We start from the raw sequence: 17,463 nt of genomic DNA, 5'->3' as shown, positions 1-17,463 counted from the left end.
GTAAAATATGTATATAAAATATACAGTTTTTCCAAAAGCAACTCCTAATTACTTTTTTTGTATAATCACGAAAAATTATAAACAACAGAGGAATTAATTTGAGAGCATTAATCAGTGTTAGTGACAAAAGTGGTATTGAGAATTTTGCGAAAGAGTTAGTAAAATTAGGTTACGAGATAATTAGTACAGGTGGTACTTATAAAGCTTTACAAAATGCAGGAATAGCTGTAATAGAAGCAAACGAAGTTACAAAATTCCCAGAGTGTTTTGAAGGAAGAGTGAAAACTTTAAACCCATATATTCATGGTGGTATTTTACACAGAAGAGACAAACAATCTCACTTAGATCAAGCAAAAGAGTTAGGTGTTGAAGGTATTGATTTAGTATGTGTAAACCTATATCCATTTAAAGCAACTATTGAAAAAACTGATGACTTTGAAGAGATTATTGAAAACATTGATATTGGTGGTCCTGCTATGGTTAGAAGTGCTGCTAAAAATCACGATTCTGTTATTATTGTAACTGATGTTGTTGATTATGACTTAGTATTAAATAATCTAAAAAATGACACAAATACTCAAGAGTTTAGAAGAGATATGATGATAAAAGCATATGAGCATACAGCTGCCTATGATGCTATGATTGCAAACTATATGAACAAAAGATTCAACAATGGAATGGGTGCAAAACAATTCATCGTAGGTGAAAAAGTATTTGATACAAGATACGGAGAAAACCCACACCAAAAAGGTGCTTTATATGAGTTTGATAAACACCTATCAAATAAATTTATCACATTAAAAGGTGAAGCATCTTTTAACAACATGGGAGATATAAGTGGAGCTGCTAAAATTGCATCTGCTTTTGGTGATGACAATGCTGTATGTATTGTGAAGCACGGAAATCCATGTGGATTTGCTATCAAAGATACACTTTTAGAAAGCTATACTGAAGCTCTTAAATGTGACCCAATCTCAGCATTTGGTGGAGTGGTTGCTGTAAATGGTATAGTTGATTTAGACTTAGCAGTTAAGATGAATGAAATCTTCCTAGAAGTAGTATTTGCAGCAGACTTCACACCTGAAGCTGAACAAGAGTTAAACAAGAAAAAAAGAATTAAACTATTCAAACAAGGAACATCTAAACTTGAGATGGCAAACGATGTATTCAATTTCAAAATAGTAGATGGTGGATTTGTTTATCAAGATGCTGATAAAGTAGAAGAAGATGAGGTAAGAAACTCAGAACTAAAATCAAAAAGAGAAGCAAGCGAACAAGAAGTAAAAGATATGGAAATCGCATACAAAGTAGCAAGCTTAACAAAATCAAACTGTGTAGTTTATGTAAAAAACTCAGCAATGGTAGCAGTTGGTATGGGCATGACAAGTAGAGTAGATGCAGCAAAAGCAGCTTTACGAAAAGCAGAAGATTTAGGTATCGATGTAACAGGTTCAGTTCTAGCAAGTGAAGCTTTCTTCCCATTTAGAGATTCAATAGACTCAGCACAAGAAGCTGGTGTAAAATGTGTAATTGAACCAGGTGGAAGTATTAGAGATGATGAGATTATTGCGGCAGCTGATGAATACGGTATGTCTCTTTATTTCAGTAATAAACGACATTTCTTACATTAGAAAGATTGATTCTAAAAGCAATCTTTCTTCATAACTCTGCGTTACGAATAAAAAAGTACAAACTCATTTACTACAAGTAAAATCCTTAGTACTTTTTTATTCATGCCTTAATTTATTTTGAAATATCACTTCTAAAAACAATCTTTGGTATATTAGTTTAATTTCTATTTTTTAATTCTAGTTACTATACCCTTTTTATTATAATTTATTTTACACAATTTATATATTTATTTAATATATTTATTTACTTCACTCATTGGTCCACAATTAATAATATTCTCAAAACCTTTTTCTTTTAAAAAAGTACTCACCTTAATTGACATTAGTCCCAGAAAACAATAAATATAATAGGTTTGCTTTTTATCCAAACTTTTATATGCACCTTCAAATATATCATTCATACTGATATTTATTGCACCTTTAATATGATTAATTTTATATGCTTTATTTGGTCTAACATCTAAAATTATACCTTTTGAAGTAAAGATTAGATTACTATTTTTATCTATATTTGAAACTTGAATATATTTATATATTAAGAATATCACTATTAAAGTTAAGACTATAATTCCAATTATTTTCATTTTTACACCTTTTTAATACCATTCATTACACTTTTTTTTTAAACTATTTTCAATTAGTAAAAATCCAAAAGGACTGAGAGAATATATAAAATAATTCAGTACAGTTTCTTTATTTATATTATGCGTTTTTGAATAGCTAAATAAAAAAATACAAAAAAGCATAAACAAAAGACCATGTCCCATTCCCATTATTCTCATTAGAACTAAATTTTCTTCTAAATATTTTAGTGGCATAGCAATAAAAACTAAAATAATATAAGATATACCTTCGATGTATGAAATAAGTCTGAAGTTAGAAAATTGATTCTTAAACATTACTTCTCCTAAAAAGGTTTATTTATTGTTAAAATAATAATTAAAGCAGTAAAAAAAAGAGGTGATAAACTCAAATATTTTAAATATTGATTACTCTTTTTTAATTCATCTTTTTCAATTTGATTTAAATAAATTTTACATAAATGATGAACTATAATGATTAGTGAAATTAAAAAGAATTTAATATAAATCCAAAAACCTGTTTCTAAAAGTGATTTATTTAAAAAAAGTAAAATAATTCCAAAAAAAATAGTAGCAATGAAAGCAGGCATTGAGATTTTTTTATAAATTAAATAAGCTTCTTCTTGAAGATTGGTATTTTTGTTGCCAAGTTGTAGAAAAATAAGCCTACCAATGTAAACTATAGTTGAAATCCATGTAATTACTGAAATAAGATGAAATGATAATAATAGATAATAAAACTTCATAAGTCCTCCTGTATGTTTATTTAAAAGATGATACAATAGTGACCAGATTATCTTATGATATTTTACGAACCAGAGGTTACAATTGGCGTATAAAAACAGTGAAGCTCAGCTACCATTAAAAATTGCATTGATGATATTAGGTATTTTAGAAAAAGAATCTAATTTTAATTTAAAAAAATTTTTAGAAAGAAAAGGAATAACTTCTAAAATAATTGCACAAGATGATTTTACAGTTGGAATGTCATTTTTAAAAGATCCAATTTTAAGTGTTTTAGATGAAAAGAAAGATTATACAATTTTATATAATCTAGCAAAACACTCCACTCCAAATAATCTAGGGATATTGGGTTATTTAATGATTCACTCAAAAGATGTACATGAAGCTTTGAGCAAGTTTTGTAAATATTATGCTTTAATTGGTAAAAAAATGAAGTTAGTTTTTACTGATGATGAAGATGGCTATAAAATAGTGTTGTATTTCCATGATGAAAATGGTATTTTAGTTGACTTGGAAAATTATCTTGTAATGATACATTTTTTTAATATTATTCATTTAATTAATTATATTATTCCTAAAAGTATCGAACCATCATATATGAAATTTATACAAGAAGAACCAACTTTTCCCCTAGAAGATAAAAAAGTAGTTGGGATAAAAACATTTTTTTGTCAAGAAGAAAATTCAATTCATTTTAGTAAAAATTGTATAAAAATTGAAACTATATCAGCAAACGAATATTTATTAAAAGTATTTGAAAAAGAAGCAGAAGATGCACTAAATTTAAAATTAAATGAGGGTGGATTAAAAGAAAAAATTTCAGGACTAATTTTAATATCTTCAACACAATTAGATATATCACTTAAAAGTATTTCTTTAAAAGCTGGATTAACTCCTCGAGTATTACAAAAAAAATTAAAAGAAGAAGGTACCAGTTTTAGTAAAATTTTATTAGAAGTTAGAAAAAAATTATCTATTTATTATCTTTCAAGAAATATAGATTTGTTAACAATATCTTTAAACATTGGTTATCTTGATATAAGTACATTTTTTAGAGCTTTTAAAAAATGGTATGGAATAACTCCTACTCAGTGGAAAGAAAAAAATCTCTAAAATTAATTTTTTTTCTATTATTTATAAATTAACAGAATGAATTTCTGTCTATATTTTGGGAATGTTTTATTATATCATGCAGATACGAGGATACTTATTTAATTAATAAGATATGAAAATGCTTCTCATGAACACCTAAAGGTATTTTCTTCTCTTACTTTGTGTGAAGGAAAAGGGGTCAGGTGATAACTATAACTCTATAGAAATAAATCAAATGCTTAGCTTCTGTAGATGTGGGATAAAGACATTTACATTTTTGATTTATTTAGATACCTAACTTATACTAGCTCAATTTACAAATGATAGTTTGAACTTTTCTTCTTCCCCAGACTTTGAAGAAGCCGGAAGTTTTGAAATAATTTTCGGGAAAGCCTGAGGACTGTTTGAGGAGATAAAAGTCCTAAATGGACTTTTTCGACGAGTTCCGCAAGGCAGAAAACTTATTTTAAAACTGGAGGGGAGCTTTGCCTTCATCAATTTGTCTGGTTGCTTTTTGTCTTACTTTTTACAATTAAAAAGTGAGAAAGCGAAGAACTTGTTCTTCAAGAGAGCTAAGTTATAATTTTTCCTAAAAAGAATAAATACACTAAATGACTTATTTAAAGAGAAGATATACACTATTTTGTTAGAATAATGCATGTTTTAACTACAGAAATTTTAAATAAAATACTCAAATAAATCTTGACATAGGACACAAATGAATTTATTTTTTAAAATAGTTTTTTTCATAATTGTATACTTTATTATAACTATATTATTAAGTGGTGATTATACTGATGATTCAAAAGCCATTCTCTCTTTATTTTTTATAAGCTGTCTTATATCGTTTTTTGTAAGAATTTTTTTAAAAAATAACAAACACTCTACCAAAATTGCTTTTTTCTTAATAGTTTTAATAAATATACTATTTTTAATGAATACAACAGGTTGGAATGAAGGAACAATGTCTGGAACTAGTTATATTATTCCTTATTTTCAGTACATAAGTGATTGGTTGTATGGGATTTTACTTATTTCTGCTTTTATGGCTTTTACTCCAATACTATTATATTTTATTCTTATCTATTCAATTGTTGTATTTTTTTGTAGAATAAATAATCAAAACCCAAAAGAAATAATTTCTAAAAATTAAAATACATTTGCATTTTAAATCTGAAAATTTTACTTTTTTTTGTTATACTTTTTTTTTATATTAATTTTAAAAATTAAAAATAATTTAAGAACATATTCTTAAATACAAAAGGGGTTTTATGTTAGTAGTTATTTTATTACTTGCTGTTATTTTTATTGTTCTTGCTACAAGCAAGTGGAAATTACATCCATTTATTGCTTTATTAATTGCAGCGTATGGTATCGCAATCAGTGTTGGTATGGGCTACAATGAAATTGCAAGTACTATGACCAAAGGCTTTGGTGGAATATTAGCTTATATTGGTATTGTGATTGTTCTTGGAACTATTATTGGAGTAATACTTGAAAAAAGTGGTGCTGCTATTACGATGGCAAATGTTATTTTAAAAATTGTAGGAAAGAAAAGACCTGTATTAGCCATGTCAGTAATTGGATATATTGTTTCTATTCCAGTTTTTTGTGATAGTGGATTTGTAATTTTAAATGCTTTAAAACGCTCTATGGTTAAGCAATTAAAAGTTTCAGGTGTTGCTATGAGTGTCGCTTTGGCAACTGGACTTTTTGCAACTCATACTTTAGTTCCTCCAACACCTGGTCCTATTGCAGCAGCAGGTAATTTGATGGTTGATAATTTAGGACTTGTGATTATCTTTGGTATCTTTATTTCTATTATAACGATGCTTGCAGGATATTTTTGGGCTTTGCGTTCTGGAAAAATCTATAAAAGTGGAGAAGATACTCTTGTTGACCTAGAAAAAGATTGTGAAGTTATTGAAAAATATGGAGAATTACCAAGTACTTTTAAATCATTTGCACCTATTTTTATTCCAATTCTTTTAATGGCAGTAGCTAGTATAATAAAACTTGTTTTTAAAGATATGAATGAAACTTCTATTTATAAATTATTTATATTTTTAGGGAATCCTACAAATGCTTTATTTATTGGTTTACTATTTGCTACGATGCTTTTACCAAAGTTTGATGAAGAGAGATTGTCAGGTTGGATAGGTGAAGGGATTAAAAATGCAGGTGAGATTTTAATTATCACAGGTGCAGGTGGAGCTTTAGGGGCTGTGTTAAAAGCAAGTGGAATAGGAGCATATTTAGGTGATGTTCTTCAAACCCTAAGTTTAGGTATTCTTGTTCCTTTTATTATTGCAGCCGCTTTAAAATCAGCTCAAGGTTCATCAACAACCGCATTAGTTGTAACTTCTACTATAATTTATCCTTTACTTGCAAGTCTAGGTTTAGATAGTGAACTTGGAAAAGTATTAACAGTAATGGCAATTGGGGCAGGAGCAATGACTGTAAGTCATGCAAATGATAGTTTCTTTTGGGTTGTATCAAGATTTAGTCAAATGGATGTAGCAACTGCATATAAAGCATATACTACAGCTACTTTACTTCAAGGTCTTGTAACTATTGCTATTGTTTATTTATTAGCTGGAATTTTACTTTAATTTATAACTTCTCTAAAATATAGGTACTTTTAAGTACCTATATCAAGTACTCTCATAAACACCTAAATCTTCTTGTTTTTGCTTACTTTTCGTCAATACATACGGGAACGAAGTGACTAAATACTGAAAGGTAAAAGTAAGAGAATCGGAGAACTTGTTCTTCAAGAGAGTAGAGTAAAAATAAAATATAAATCTGTGAACAAGATACTAATCAATATTGTGTATCAATAAGGATATTTATAGTCTATAGTTGCTAAACTTATTGATATTTATAATAGGAGATATGAATTAATGGAATTGGATTTTAAGTGGTCGCGATTGGAGTCTTTGAGTACTTTGGAATTATTTCATATAATTAAAGCGCGTGAATCAGTATTTGTTGTAGAACAACAATGTCCTTACCAAGAAACTGATGATATGGATCTTCATTCATGGCATCTTTCTGTTTTTTTAAATGGTGAATTAGCTGCTTATGTTCGAGTTGTTGACCCAAGTGTTAAATATGAACAACCATCTATTGGTCGTGTTATGACTTTAGAAAAATTTAGAAATTTGAAAATTGGACGGGCATTAATGAATGAAGCAATTCGCTTCACAGAAGAACAATTTCCACAAATGGGTATTAAAATTGGCGCTCAAGTTTACTTGAAAAACTTTTATGAATCACTGGGATTTGAAGTTATAACTGAACCATATGATGAAGACGGTATTTCTCATATAGATATGATTAGACCATCAGCAAAAATATAATGAAAGTTTTAATAAACCAACAGCCTTAAAAGCTATTGGCTTAAATTTTTTAATCTATAGGTATAACAGGATTTAGTCCTGCAGTAATATGTAAAAAGTGTCTGTGTTTTTCAAACTGATCAATAATATCACTTGCAACTACATCCATCTCATATCCATAAATATCATAGGCTTTATTCCCATCTTGTAAGTAAACTTCTGCTCTAGCGTATTTCTTTTGTTCATGATTTGGATTAAGTATTTCAGGAAATGCATATGTTGGTGTATCATATCTACTAAATCTTACTTCATAAGTAAAGTCTAAATCACCATTGTGTTCTACTGTTAAAACAGAAACACTTTTCTCTTTATTATTGGTAACTTCTACATTCCAACCATGTCTTTCAAGCTCTTCTTCTACATTTTTCATGGCAGTAATTACATCTTCATTGATATATCTTCGTGTTTCATCTGGCGTTGGAAATTCAATAAGTCTTGAAAGTCTATTTTGCCAAGTTCCAGATACCTCTCCATGTCGTCCTGCATTCATATGATGTTGAAGTGAGTCATATCGAATAGATTCTAAATGTAAGGCTTTATAAAGTCCCCAACATGCAATAAGCATAATAATAGCAAAAGGTAAAGCAATAACAATAGAAGCTGCTTGTAAAGCTCCTAATCCACCAGCTATTAGTAGCGCTGCTGCAACAACACCTTCCAGTACTGCCCAAAATATTCTTTGCCATACAGGATTATTTTCTCTTCCTCCACTTGAAATAGTATCAACTACCAATGAACCTGAATCTGAAGAAGTTACAAAGAAAGTAATAACTAAGATAATGGCAAGGATTGAAATAACACTAGAAAAAGGGAAGTGCTCTAAAAATTTAAATAAGGCAGTTGCAACATCTGCTGATACAGCTGAACTTAGACTAGTAAATCCTTCTTTCATAATTGAATGCAATGCACTATTACCAAAAACTGTCATCCAAACTAAAGTAAATCCAACAGGAACAAATAAAACACCAAGAACAAACTCTCTTATAGTTCTACCTCTTGAAACTCGTGCAATAAACATCCCAACAAAAGGTGCCCATGCAATCCACCAAGCCCAATAAAAGAATGTCCAAGATCCCATCCATTTTGTATCTAGATAAATGTATTGGTTGAAAGTCATTTGTACAATATGCGATAAATAATTTCCTATATTTTGAACTAATGCTCCAAGTAAAAAGAAGCTTGGACCTGCTAAAAACACAAATAAAACAAGTGCTAGTGCAAGATAAAGATTCAATTCCGATAATCGTTTAATTCCTCCATCAAGTCCTAAAACAACAGAAACTGTTGCCATAGTTGTAATAATAGCAATTAATATAATTTGTGTTGTAAGTCCAACAGGAATATCAAAAATATAATTAAGTCCAGCATTGACTTGTAATACTCCTAGTCCCAATGAAGTTGCAACACCAAAAACAGTTCCAAGTATTGCTATTGTATCAACTGTATGTCCTATTTTTCCATAAATTTTCTCTCCTATCATTGGATAAAGAGCTGATCTAATAGAAAGAGGTAATCCATGTCTAAAAGAAAAATACGCTAGTACTAAACCAACAACAGCATATATTGCCCAAGCATGTAATCCCCAGTGAAAAAAAGTGATTCGCATAGCTTGTTTAGCAGCTTCAATTGTCTCTTTGTCACCAACAGGAGGTGCTCCATAGTGCATAACAGGTTCTGCTACACCCCAAAACATCAGTCCAATTCCCATACCTGCACTAAAAAGCATAGCAAACCACGAAATATGACTATAGGCAGGTTTTGATTGGTCAGGCCCTAATTTAAATCTTCCAAAAGGAGATATTGCAAGAAAGATTACAAATATAGCAAAAATTCCAACACTAAGCATATAAAGCCAACCAAATTTATCTGCTATGAAATGTTTTACTCCATTAAAAGTTTCACCTGCTACTTGAGGCATTGTCATTGCAAATATCACAAGTAATGCAATAATAGCAACCGAGGGATAAAATACTGGTTTTAAAATAGTTGAGTTTTTTTCATTTTTCATTATTCTCCTTTACAAAAAAATGCATTATACCTTATCTATTTATGATATCGCTAAAATGGGGAAATTTACACAGATCAGTAATTTGTATATCTATTTTATCAATTCCTTTTTTCACCCCTTTGAGACCAAACATATTGAGTATCATTTTTCACTTTTGAGTAAAATAATTCTCCTGAATTTCTCCATGGGTCAAGAACTATTCCATCACTAAAGTTACAATCTTTGCAGGTAACTACCAAAGTGGTGTGTTCTCTCCAATAGTCACCAATATTTGCTCCACCTATATAATAATCAAAGCTTTTTAAATCTAAACTTTTTGCATGTTTTAGCATATCATATGCAAATTGCCAGCATAAGCCTTTATCTTTTAATCCAATATTTACTAAAAAGTTTTGAAATAAAGGAGGGCTTACTAAATCGTATGATTCTTTTAAAAATTGGGATTGTTTAAACATTTCATTGGAGAGAATTTTGGCTTCTTTTTTATTGACTTTATTATTTAATGAAGATAATAAAATAGCCAACTTATCCTTAGTTAGATTTTTTTCAACTTGAATATTAGATGCGCTACAGCCTATAAATAAGATGGTTAATAGTATAGTAATTATATATTTCATGAAAAAAGTATAGCTGATTTGGCTATATTTTTTCATAAAACTTCAAAGCATACTTAAGCTTTTACATCCCAGGTATTCTAGGTATTTTCCCAAGTTTTGTATTACGACAATATACTCCCCAACCTTTTTTAAGCCAGTGACCAAATATAGGCATTGGAAGCATAAATGCTTTTTTTTCGTCCCTATAAACAAAAGCCGCTCCATTTCCTGTATCCATTACACAAAGTATATTTAAGTGTTCATGGTATCCTTTGAAGTTAGTTTTATTTTGTTCTCTTTGGTGTATATTATGTGCAGCATTTTTTGCCATAACTTCTGCTACATGACCTTGTTTTGCTCTCCAATCATAACCTTCTAGCGAAGCTACATCACCAATAGCATAAATATTACTTAGACTTCCATCCTCATTTAAAACACAAGAGTAATCATCTGTTTTAATAAAGCCAGTATCATTTGTAGGAAGGTCAGATTCTTTAATAATCTCATGTCCATCACCTGCTGGTATAAACATTACTAAATCGGCATCAAGTTTACTTTCATCTTCAAATACTACACCATCTTTTTCAAAATGGGTAATTTTTTTCCCAAAGTGTTGTTTGATTTTTAGTTTGTCAAACATAGTAGACATCATCTTAAGTGCATTTGGTCCCATTCTTTTTCCAGGTTCTGTCATGGGTGCAAAGAAAGTTAGTTCAAATTTATCTCGTATTCTTTTTTTCTTAAGCATATTGTGAACATTAAAAAGTAGTTCAAAACCTGGTCCTCCTCGTACAGCAGATGTATCTTTTGGATTACCCCCAAAACCCATTGCTATTTTACCAAATCCTTTTTCTATGAGTTTATCTAAGGCATCTCTAATAGCTAGTGATTGTTCTGGCACTCCACAGATAGAAAGAGTATTTTCTACTCCCTTTGGTTTCATTTTTGAAGCACCAAGGGCAATAACAAGATAATCATAGTCACTGATAACTTTACCACTTTGTAGTGTAACACTATTATTTTCTTTTGATATTTTATTTACAGCATCAATTATAAGATTAAAACCATGTGCTTTTTGTAGTTCATTTAAATCTATGCAAGTATCTTTAAATTGAATTTCATGGGTTGGAATCCAAATAGAAGTTGGATATATATAGAAATAATCTCTGTCAGTTACTAAAGTCACATCATAATTCATTTTTTTAAGGTGAGCTGCTGCATCTATCCCAGCAAAACCACCTCCTAGTATAAGTATTTTTTTCATTTTTTAATTCCAGTATAAGTATAATTTATATTACTATGATAGTAATTAAAATAAAATAAAATAAATAAATGTTTAATTTATATAATTATAAATTATATTTATCTTCTAAAAGAAGTATTTTTACTAATAGATTTTTTACTGATATTTAATATAACTATAAAGTAATAAAAAAAGTCTCTGATAATTTTAATATTCTTAAAGATAAAAGTATTACTATGAGTGTGATTAAAAGGGCTTAGGAGAGTTTAAAAATATGAAAAAGTCATAAATTTGACTTTATAAATAAATTCTAAAATTACGATAGAGAGTTAATAAGGAATAAAAATAAAAGGATTATAATGAGCATATGTCAACAATTATTAAAAAGGATTTTTTATGAATGATAGCATTGCAATGTATTTCGCAAAACTTTTAGGAAAAGTTGGTATTAAAAGAATATGGGGAATCACAGGTGATTCTTTAAATGGTTTAAGTGATAGTTTAAAAAAGCTAGGAGAGATTGAGTGGATAGGAACAAGACACGAAGAAACAGCAGCCTTTGCAGCAGGAGCTGATGCAAAAGTTAGTGGTAAAATTGCTGTTTGTGCAGGTTCTTCTGGTCCTGGAAATTTACACCTTATAAATGGCCTTTTTGATTGTCAAAGAAAAGGTGTTCCAGTTTTAGCAATCGCTTCGCATATTCCTTCAAGTGAGATAGGAAGTGGTTATTTTCAAGAAACACACCCACAAGAGTTATTTAAAGAGTGTAGTATTTTTTGTGAACTAGTTACAAATCCAGAACAAATGCCACATATCTTAGAAACTGCAATTAGACAAGCTATTTTGAAAAAAGGTGTAAGTGTAATTGTTATTCCAGGTAATACAATGCTAGCCCCTATGCCAGAGACTTCAAAGCTATTATGGAATGAACCAAATTTACCAAAAGTATTACCAGATGAGGGTGATATAATTGAACTTGCAAAAATTTTAAATGAAAATGAAAAAGTAACTTTTATGTGTGGAGCAGGGTGTATTGATTCCCATGATGAAGTAGTTAAATTAGCTCATCTTTTAAATGCACCAGTCGTTCATGCTCTTGGAGGAAAAGAGTACATAGAAGGCAATAACCCAAATAGCGTTGGAATGACAGGACTTATAGGATACGAATCAGGTTATTATGCTATGGAAAATTCTGATGTGTTACTTATTTTAGGTTCGGCATTTCCATATAAAGCTTTTTATCCCGAAGATGCAAAAATAGTTCAAATCGATATAAAACCTGAAGCCCTAGGAAGACATACCCAAATTGACTTAGGCATGGTGGGTGATATTAAATCAAGTTTGGAGATGCTAATACCAAGAATTAATAAAAAAGATAATAATTCATTTTTAAAAAGTGCATTAAAACACTATAAAACTACAGTTGAAAAATTTGATAAATTAGCAAGTGGAAATAGTAAAGTTGGATTGATTCATCCTCAATACTTAACAAAACTTATTGATAAATATGCAAGTGATGATGCAATATTTACTTGTGATGTAGGGACTCCTACTGTTTGGGCTGCAAGATATTTGCATATGAATGGAAAGAGAAAACTTATAGGCTCTTTTAATCATGGCTCAATGGCTAGTGCTCTTCCACAAGCAATTGGTGCAAAAGTAAGTTGTCCTAATAAAGAAGTTATTGCTTTATGTGGTGATGGTGGTTTTGCTATGCTTATGGGAGATTTTTTAACACTTATTCAGCATAAAATAAAAGCAAAAATTGTTATTTATAATAACAGTTCATTGGGATTTGTAGCCATTGAAATGAAAGCTGGTGGATACTTATATGATAATACAGAATTAGAAAATCCTGATTTTTCAGCGATTGCAAAAGCAGTTGGGGTAAAAGGTTTTAGAGTTGAAGAACCAGATGAATTAGAAAGTACTGTAAAAGAGTTTTTAGAATATGATGGAGCAGCACTATTAGATGTGACAACTGCAAAACAAGAGTTAACAATGCCTCCCAAAATAAGTTTTGAAAATGCTAAAGGATTTGGAATATACATGGTAAGAGCTATTATAAATGGTAAAGGTGATGAACTAATTGAAGTAGCAAAAGACAATATTCTAAGATAAATTTCTCTTTTTTATATTAAAACTTTCAAAATTATAGTGTAAAATGTTATCAAATTATTAAGTCTACATTTTACACTTTATTACTTTCTAATCTTATATCTACTATTATCACGAAAAATAAACAAAAGAGGTGAAATGCAAGCAACAAAATCAGTTTTTATAGCTATATCTTCGTTATTCTTTTCAATTGGGTTTTTAGCCATTGGATATGGGATGATTATGACTTTTATAGGTCTTTTTCTTAAGGAACACGGAACCTCGGATATGGTTATTGGTTTAATTAATGCTGCATTTTTTCTTGGTGCCATGGCATCTTCTATTTTTAGTCAAAAAATCATTACTAATATTGGGCACATAAGAAGTTTTGTGACTTTTGCATCTATTATGGTTATTACATTTTTACTTCATTCTATGTTTTTAAATGAGTTTTTTTGGGCTCTTCTTCGACTTATCTGTGGATTTGCATATTATGGTTTATTGATTATCTTAGAAAGTTGGTTAAATGAAAAAAGTTCTAATGAACAAAGAGGACAAATACTAGCTATATATACAACTGTTTTTTATCTTTCAAATGCTATTGGTCAATTGTTGTTAAACATTGATGAAGACTTAGACCACATAATCTTTTCAATAGGTGCAGTTTTGGTACTTTTTTCTGTTGTTTTTATAGCAATGACGAAGATTAAAGAGCCTATTCTTAAACCATTTGAAAGATATAGTTTCCCAAAACTTTATAATGTAGTTCCTTTAGCCTTAACTGGAAGTTTTATAAGTGGTTTTTTAGTTGGTGGATTTTTTACAATGATTCCTTTATATATCATCAAAATTTTTGACTCTAAAGAAGTATTATCTTTTTTTATGGCATTTACTATTTTAGGAGGATTGATTTCCCAATGGCCAATAGGAAGACTTTCAGATATTTATGGTAGACGAAAACTTATTGCAATAACTGGTTTTTTTACAACTATTGTTTCAATATTATTTATTGTATTGCCTTCAAATAATATAATGATATACTTTTTAGGGGTTTTATTAGGAGCTAGTATTTTTTGTATTTATCCTTTAAGTTTATCTCGTGCTAATGATGTTATTGATGAAAATAAGGATATTGTAGAGATTTGTAGAGCCTTGCTTTTTGTATATGGGACAGGTTCTTTTATTGCACCAATTATTATAGGACTTGGTTTTAATTATTTGGGTTACCAAACCTTATTTATAATATTTGCAGTTTTAGGAGTTTATTTAGCTCTTTATTCATTATCAAAAAAACGAGTGGCTGATGATGATATGAGTGTTTTCGTAAATGTACCAGTTACTTCAAGTAGTGTAATGCCAGAAATCGATCCAAGACAAGATCAAGACTGGGTTGATGAACAACAAAAAGTAGTTTAAAGTACTTTAGATTTACTTTTATGTAATTTGGATATAATTTTAACACTATCAAGGAGTTAGGTTGAAATTAATATTCATACTTATAGTATTATTTATTTCCTTTGAAACTTTAAGTGCTAAGCCATTAAAAAAAGTTAGTTTACAGTTATCTTGGTTTGATCAATTTCAGTTTGCAGGATATTATGTTGCAAAAGAAAAAGGTTACTATAAAAATTTAGGTTTGGATGTAGAAATAAAACCCTTCAATTTTGGAATTCATGCTCCAAATGAAGTAGATGAAGGTAGAGCTAATTTTGGAATAGGAAGAGAAACTCTAATATTGGATAGAGCAGAAGGCAAAAAAATAGTTGCTCTTTATGCTTTATTCCAATCTACACCTTTAATTTTAATAACTACAAATAAAAATATAAACAAAGTAGAAGATTTCGTAAATAAAAAAATCATGACTACAGATGATGATTCTAGTGAAGTCTCTATCAAAGCTATGATTAGTTCAAAAAAAGTGAAATTAGAACAATTACATTTTCTAAAACATACACATAATATAAATGACTTAATAAATAAAAAAACTGATATTATCTCTGCATATATTTCAAAATCACCATTTGACCTTAATGAAAGAGGAATTCAATACAAAATATTTGATCCAAAAGATTATGGATTTGATATGTATAGTGATTTTTTATTCACAAGTGAAAATATGATAAATAATGATTTAGATACAGTCTTAGCTTTTAAAAAGGCATCTTTAAAAGGCTGGGAATATGCATACTCACATATAGAAGAGACAGTTAATTTAATATCAAAAAAATATAATTCTCAACACATTACAAAAAAAGCTTTAATCTTCGAAGGTGAAGAGTTAAAAAAACTCTCTTATCAAGATACGAAAAACTTAGGAGAAATAAAAGAAAATAAAGTACAAAGAATTTATGATTTGTATAATGTAATGGGCTTAATACCAAAAAAAACCGATACCAATAAATTTGTTTATTATACAAATGATAATAAAAAGATATTTTTAACGAAAGAAGAGAATTTATACTTAAAAGAAAATAATAAATTTAAAATGTGTGTTATCCCAAATATTAAACCATATAGTTATTTTGAAAAGAATGAATTCAAAGGCTTTATTGCAGACTACTTTAAGATAATAAAGGAAAAAACAGGCATAGAGTTTGAAATAATAAAAGATGATAAATTTAAAAATTATATTGATTTATTCAAAAATAAAAAGTGTGATATTTTTGCTTCTTTAGAAAAAACAAAAGATAGAGAAAAATATGCAAATTTTACAAAATCATATGTCAATATTCCTTTTGTTTTAATTACAAAACAGAATTTTCCTTTTGTGGATAGTTTAAGTACATTAAAAAATAAAAAAATAGGAATAAATGCTAATTATAATATAAGTAAACGAGTTAAAGAAAAATATTCTGACATAGAATTTATTGGTGTAGAAAACTTGGATGAAGGTATTAGAAAAGTTTTAAATAATAAAATTGACGGTCATGTTGATTTGTTATATACTACTTTATATAGACTTTATGATAATAATTCAAAATTAAAGATTTCAAACAAACTTGATATTGATTCTAATTTAAGTGTTGCCATTAGAAAAGAAGACAAAATTCTTTTTGACATTATAAGTAGAGCAGTTAATGATATTGATGATGCAAAAATTGATTCACTTATTAAATCATGGGTTACAATAGAGTATAAAAAGAGTACTGATTTTACTTATATTTGGATAACACTTTTTCTTGCAGGATTAGTTTTTTTAGCTTTGATGTATAGACATAAAGTTATAAGTGGCATGAATAAATCATTAAATGATAAAGTAAAAGAAAAAACAGAAGAATTATTAAAAATAAATAGTGAACTTGAAAAAAGAGTAAATGAAGAAGTAGAAAAGAATCTAAAAAAAGATCATCTTTTACAAAGACAATCAAAATTGGCTTCTATGGGGGAAATGTTAGAAAATATTGCCCATCAGTGGAGACAACCTTTATCTGTGATAACTATGGGTGCTAGTGGAATAAAATTAAAAAAAGAACTAGAACTTTTAGATGATGCATTTTTAGCAGGAACATTAGATTCTATATTGAAATCATCTTCTTATTTATCACAAACAATTGATGATTTTAAATATTTTTTTAAACCTAGTAAAGCTAAAGATAAATTTTCATTAGAAGCATGTTTCGAAAAAAGTTTAAATGTATTAAGTTTAAAATTAAATAGCGAAAATATAAAGATAATTAAAAACATTGAGAAAGTAGAAATAGTAGGATATGAGTCAGAATTGGTACATGTATTTATCAATATATTAAATAATGCTAAAGATGCTTTTTGTGAGGCTAAAGTGGATAAAAGATTTATTTTTGTAGATATATCAAAAACAAAAACAAAAATTATCATAAAAATAAAAGATAATGCAGGAGGGATTAAACCTTCAATTATTGATAATATATTTGATCCATATTTTACAACAAAACATAAAAGTCAAGGTACTGGTATTGGATTGTATATGAGTCACCAAATAATTTCAAAGCATATGGATGGACAAATAGAAGTGTCAAATAGCAAATATAAATATAAAAATGAAAAATTTGAAGGGGCTTTATTTACAATTACTTTTTATGGTGAATAATTTT

The 17,463-nt window shown here is 28.6% G+C and carries 14 protein-coding genes; 8 read left to right on the top strand and 6 right to left on the bottom strand.

From position 1 onward, the window contains the following. The first annotated feature begins 98 nt into the window (after positions 1-98). Entirely contained in the window at positions 99-1,631 is a 1,533-nt protein-coding gene (gene purH, locus LXN10_RS02735) for a bifunctional phosphoribosylaminoimidazolecarboxamide formyltransferase/IMP cyclohydrolase (protein WP_375724414.1), read from the top strand. Positions 1,632-1,858: 227 nt separating this feature from the next. Here the strand turns inward: purH and LXN10_RS02730 are convergent, their stop codons facing one another. The 3 genes from LXN10_RS02730 to LXN10_RS02720 are packed head-to-tail and all read right to left on the bottom strand — an operon-like array spanning position 1,859 to position 2,958. Next, complete coding sequence (locus LXN10_RS02730; RefSeq protein WP_375724413.1) at positions 1,859-2,215, bottom strand: rhodanese-like domain-containing protein; 357 nt, start codon at positions 2,213-2,215, stop codon at positions 1,859-1,861. 12 nt (positions 2,216-2,227) lie between these two features. Next, positions 2,228-2,530 (bottom strand): DUF3817 domain-containing protein, encoded by a 303-nt coding sequence (locus LXN10_RS02725; protein ID WP_375724412.1) that lies wholly within the window; start codon positions 2,528-2,530, stop codon positions 2,228-2,230. 8 nt (positions 2,531-2,538) lie between these two features. Further along, positions 2,539-2,958 carry a CopD family protein gene (locus LXN10_RS02720; RefSeq protein ID WP_375724411.1) on the bottom strand — a complete coding sequence of 140 codons (420 nt, stop codon included), beginning with the start codon at positions 2,956-2,958 and terminating at the stop codon, positions 2,539-2,541. Positions 2,959-3,040: 82 nt separating this feature from the next. Between LXN10_RS02720 and LXN10_RS02715 the strand changes: the two genes are divergently transcribed. The 4 genes from LXN10_RS02715 (at position 3,041) to LXN10_RS02700 (ending at position 7,410) form a co-directional block, all read left to right on the top strand. After that, a complete protein-coding gene (locus LXN10_RS02715) occupies positions 3,041-4,069 on the top strand; it encodes an AraC family transcriptional regulator (protein ID WP_375724410.1) in 1,029 nt (342 codons plus the stop codon). Positions 4,070-4,766: 697 nt separating this feature from the next. Beyond that, positions 4,767-5,201, top strand: a complete 435-nt coding sequence (locus tag LXN10_RS02710; protein ID WP_375724409.1) for a hypothetical protein — start codon at positions 4,767-4,769, stop codon at positions 5,199-5,201. 118 nt (positions 5,202-5,319) lie between these two features. Further along, positions 5,320-6,660, top strand: coding sequence for a GntP family permease (locus LXN10_RS02705; RefSeq protein WP_375724408.1), 1,341 nt, complete (start codon positions 5,320-5,322; stop codon positions 6,658-6,660). Positions 6,661-7,077: 417 nt separating this feature from the next. Continuing rightward, a complete protein-coding gene (locus LXN10_RS02700; RefSeq protein WP_375724407.1) occupies positions 7,078-7,410 on the top strand; it encodes a GNAT family N-acetyltransferase in 333 nt (110 codons plus the stop codon). 49 nt (positions 7,411-7,459) lie between these two features. Here the strand turns inward: LXN10_RS02700 and LXN10_RS02695 are convergent, their stop codons facing one another. The 3 genes from LXN10_RS02695 to LXN10_RS02685 all read right to left on the bottom strand — a co-directional run bounded on the left by LXN10_RS02695 (position 7,460) and on the right by LXN10_RS02685 (position 11,317). Then, positions 7,460-9,457 (bottom strand): BCCT family transporter, encoded by a 1,998-nt coding sequence (locus LXN10_RS02695; protein WP_375724406.1) that lies wholly within the window; start codon positions 9,455-9,457, stop codon positions 7,460-7,462. 98 nt (positions 9,458-9,555) lie between these two features. Then, entirely contained in the window at positions 9,556-10,074 is a 519-nt protein-coding gene (locus LXN10_RS02690) for a hypothetical protein (RefSeq protein WP_375724405.1), read from the bottom strand. Positions 10,075-10,135: 61 nt separating this feature from the next. Continuing rightward, positions 10,136-11,317 carry an NAD(P)/FAD-dependent oxidoreductase gene (locus tag LXN10_RS02685; RefSeq protein WP_375724404.1) on the bottom strand — a complete coding sequence of 394 codons (1,182 nt, stop codon included), beginning with the start codon at positions 11,315-11,317 and terminating at the stop codon, positions 10,136-10,138. Positions 11,318-11,692: 375 nt separating this feature from the next. Here LXN10_RS02685 and poxB point away from each other — a divergent pair, with 375 nt between their 5' ends. The 3 genes from poxB (at position 11,693) to LXN10_RS02670 (ending at position 17,459) form a co-directional block, all read left to right on the top strand. Next, a complete protein-coding gene (gene poxB / locus LXN10_RS02680; protein ID WP_375724403.1) occupies positions 11,693-13,417 on the top strand; it encodes a ubiquinone-dependent pyruvate dehydrogenase in 1,725 nt (574 codons plus the stop codon). Between the two features lie 135 nt (positions 13,418-13,552). Beyond that, complete coding sequence (locus tag LXN10_RS02675; RefSeq protein WP_375724402.1) at positions 13,553-14,809, top strand: MFS transporter; 1,257 nt, start codon at positions 13,553-13,555, stop codon at positions 14,807-14,809. Positions 14,810-14,870: 61 nt separating this feature from the next. Continuing rightward, a complete protein-coding gene (locus LXN10_RS02670; protein ID WP_375724401.1) occupies positions 14,871-17,459 on the top strand; it encodes an ABC transporter substrate-binding protein in 2,589 nt (862 codons plus the stop codon). Positions 17,460-17,463: the final 4 nt, after the last annotated feature.

It is taken from the genome of Arcobacter iocasae, assembly GCF_042214795.1.
GTDB lineage: Bacteria > Campylobacterota > Campylobacteria > Campylobacterales > Arcobacteraceae > Arcobacter > Arcobacter iocasae.
The sequence above is the reverse complement of the archived record's forward strand: the minus strand, read 5'-3'. Positions and strand labels throughout refer to the sequence as shown.

What these genes read in the sequence shown, in the direction of transcription:
- LXN10_RS02730 (WP_375724413.1), bottom strand. Translation starts at nt 2,215, where the DNA reads ATGAAAATAATTGGAATTATAGTCTTAACTTTAATAGTGATATTCTTA.
- LXN10_RS02725 (WP_375724412.1), bottom strand. Translation starts at nt 2,530, where the DNA reads ATGTTTAAGAATCAATTTTCTAACTTCAGACTTATTTCATACATCGAA.
- LXN10_RS02720 (WP_375724411.1), bottom strand. Translation starts at nt 2,958, where the DNA reads ATGAAGTTTTATTATCTATTATTATCATTTCATCTTATTTCAGTAATT.
- LXN10_RS02710 (WP_375724409.1), top strand. Translation starts at nt 4,767, where the DNA reads ATGAATTTATTTTTTAAAATAGTTTTTTTCATAATTGTATACTTTATT.
- LXN10_RS02705 (WP_375724408.1), top strand. Translation starts at nt 5,320, where the DNA reads ATGTTAGTAGTTATTTTATTACTTGCTGTTATTTTTATTGTTCTTGCT.
- LXN10_RS02700 (WP_375724407.1), top strand. Translation starts at nt 7,078, where the DNA reads ATGGATCTTCATTCATGGCATCTTTCTGTTTTTTTAAATGGTGAATTA.
- LXN10_RS02695 (WP_375724406.1), bottom strand. Translation starts at nt 9,457, where the DNA reads ATGAAAAATGAAAAAAACTCAACTATTTTAAAACCAGTATTTTATCCC.
- LXN10_RS02690 (WP_375724405.1), bottom strand. Translation starts at nt 10,074, where the DNA reads ATGAAATATATAATTACTATACTATTAACCATCTTATTTATAGGCTGT.
- LXN10_RS02685 (WP_375724404.1), bottom strand. Translation starts at nt 11,317, where the DNA reads ATGAAAAAAATACTTATACTAGGAGGTGGTTTTGCTGGGATAGATGCA.
- poxB (WP_375724403.1), top strand. Translation starts at nt 11,693, where the DNA reads ATGAATGATAGCATTGCAATGTATTTCGCAAAACTTTTAGGAAAAGTT.
- LXN10_RS02675 (WP_375724402.1), top strand. Translation starts at nt 13,553, where the DNA reads ATGCAAGCAACAAAATCAGTTTTTATAGCTATATCTTCGTTATTCTTT.